The sequence below is a fragment of the Acidovorax sp. HMWF029 genome (assembly GCF_003060895.1).
Taxonomy (GTDB): Bacteria; Pseudomonadota; Gammaproteobacteria; order Burkholderiales; family Burkholderiaceae_C; genus Acidovorax.
In genome coordinates this window covers 1,632-3,931 of the sequence record NZ_QAIH01000326.1, presented here as the reverse complement: position 1 = coordinate 3,931, position 2,300 = coordinate 1,632, and the positions used below count along the sequence as shown (strand labels likewise).

The window sequence follows — 2,300 nt, the reverse complement described above, 5'->3', positions numbered from 1 at the left end:
GGGCTGGAGGTGGTTTCGCCCCACTTCAAGCAGTACGTGATCCCCATCACCCTGGTCGTGCTGTTTTGCCTGTTTGCGGTGCAAAAGCGCGGCACCGGCGGCATTGGCAAGTTCTTCGGGCCTATCACCCTGGTGTGGTTCATCAGCATTGCCTTGCTGGGGGTATCGCACATCGTGGGGCACCCCGAGATCCTCTGGGCATTGAGCCCGCACCACGCGCTGGGCTTCATGTGGGCCAATCCGGGCACCAGCTTCATCATCCTGGGCGCGGTGGTGCTTTGCGTGACCGGCGCCGAGGCGCTGTACGCCGACTTGGGCCACTTTGGCAAGCGACCCATCCGCCTGGCCTGGTTCACCGTGGCCATGCCTGCGCTCACGCTCAACTACTTTGGCCAGGGCGCACTGCTGCTGGCCGAGCCCGAGGCCGTTAAGAACCCCTTCTACATGATGGCGCCCGACTGGGCGCTGATCCCGCTGGTGGTGCTGGCCACCATGGCCACGGTGATTGCTTCGCAGGCCCTGATCACCGGCGCCTTCAGCGTGACCAAGCAGGTTATCCAACTGGGCTACCTGCCCCGCCTGAACATCCAGCACACCAGCGTGCGCGATACCGGGCAGATCTACATGCCGCTGGTCAACTGGGGGCTGTTCGCGGCCATCGTGCTGGCGGTGGTGATGTTCCGTTCGTCGAGCAACCTGGCCGCCGCCTACGGCATTGCCGTGACGCTGGACATGCTGATCACCACCACGCTCACCTTCTTTGTGATCCGCTACGGCTGGCGCTATCCGCTGGCGCTGTGCATCGCGGCCACGGGCTGCTTCTTTGTGGTGGACCTGGCGTTCTTCGCATCGAACATGCTCAAGTTGTTCCAGGGCGGCTGGTTCCCGCTGCTGATCGGCGGCATCGTTTTCGCTTTCATGATGACCTGGAAGGAAGGGCGCCGCCTGCTCAACGACAAGCTGCGCGCCGATGCGATCGACCTGAAGGACTTCCTGGAGTCGGTCTTCATCAGCCCGCCCACCCGGGTGGACGGCACGGCCGTCTTCCTCACGGCCGAGACGGGCGCCGTGCCCAATGCGCTGCTGCACAACCTCAAGCACAACAAGGTGCTGCACCAACAAAACTTGTTTGTCACCGTGCACAACCACGAGACGCCCTGGATCGGTCTGGACAAGCGGCTGCAGGTCGAATCCCTGGGTCACGATTGCTGGCAGGTGGTGATCCACTATGGGTTCAAGAACGACCCTGACGTGCCCCGCGCCCTCGAGCTGTTGCGTGGTCGGGGCTGCGAGCTGGAGGCCATGACCACCAGTTACTTCCTCTCGCGCGACACGGTCATCCCCACCATGGGCGGCGGCATGGCGCCCTGGCGCGAAAAGCTGTTTGCGCAGATGCACCACAATGCCAGCGGCGCAGCGGACTTCCTGCACCTGCCGAACAACGCGGTGGTCGAACTGGGCTCGAAGATCGAGATTTGAGCGGGGTTTTGAGGTTTTTTTGGCCTCCTGCGCGCGACCATCGTGCAAAGTATGCTATTAAATTTGTAGCTTATTGGCGGGTGGCGCTGCGCGCAGCCCCCTGCGCCGACGGCTGTGGGGCGCAGTGCCAGAATCCAGCCCATGCAATTTTTCAAAGACCTGAGCCTCTCGACCTTTGTCGCGGGGTTCGTGGCGGTGCTGGTGGGTTTCACCAGTTCGGTGGCCATCGTCTTCCAGGCCGCACAGGCGTTTGGCGCCACACCCGCCCAGGTCACCTCGTGGATGTGGGCGCTGGGTCTGGGCATGGGCCTGTGTTCGTTGGTCCCCTCATTGATCTTGCGGCAGCCCGTCATGGTGGCCTGGTCTACCCCCGGCGCCGCTGTGCTGGCCACGGCCGGGTTGGCCGGGGGCTTCAGCATGGGCGAGGCTGTGGGGGCGTTCATGTTGAGTGCGGTGCTCATCACCCTGGCGGGCATGACCCGCTGGTTCGAGCGTGTGATGAACCGCATTCCCATGGAGATCGCTGCCGCCTTGCTCGCCGGCGTGCTGGCGCGGTTCGGCCTGCAGGCGTTTGCGGCGGCCCAGACGGCGCTTCCGCTGGTGCTGCTCATGCTGTTGGTGTACTTGGTCAGCCGCCGCTGGCTGGCGCGGTATGCCGTGGTCATCACGCTGGTGGTGGCCGTGGCGTATGTGGCGGCCCACGGGCAGATGGCTTGGTCGGCGGTGCAGCTGGAGCTGGCGCTGCCGGTGTTCATGGCGCCCGAGTTCAGCGTGGCGGCCCTGGTGAGCCTGGCTATTCCGCTGTTTGTGGTCACCATGGC

At 64.2% G+C, this 2,300-nt stretch carries 2 protein-coding genes; both read left to right on the top strand.

All coding sequences use genetic code 11. The features are described 5' to 3' along the window. Nucleotides 1–1,479: potassium transporter Kup (locus DBR12_RS21370; RefSeq protein WP_108619059.1), on the top strand; the 1,479-nt coding region annotated here is incomplete at its 5' end. A gap of 141 nt (nt 1,480–1,620) precedes the next feature. Beyond that, nucleotides 1,621–2,300, top strand: a 680-nt coding sequence (locus tag DBR12_RS23370) for a benzoate/H(+) symporter BenE family transporter (RefSeq protein ID WP_233245035.1), incomplete at its 3' end; no start/stop codon positions are given.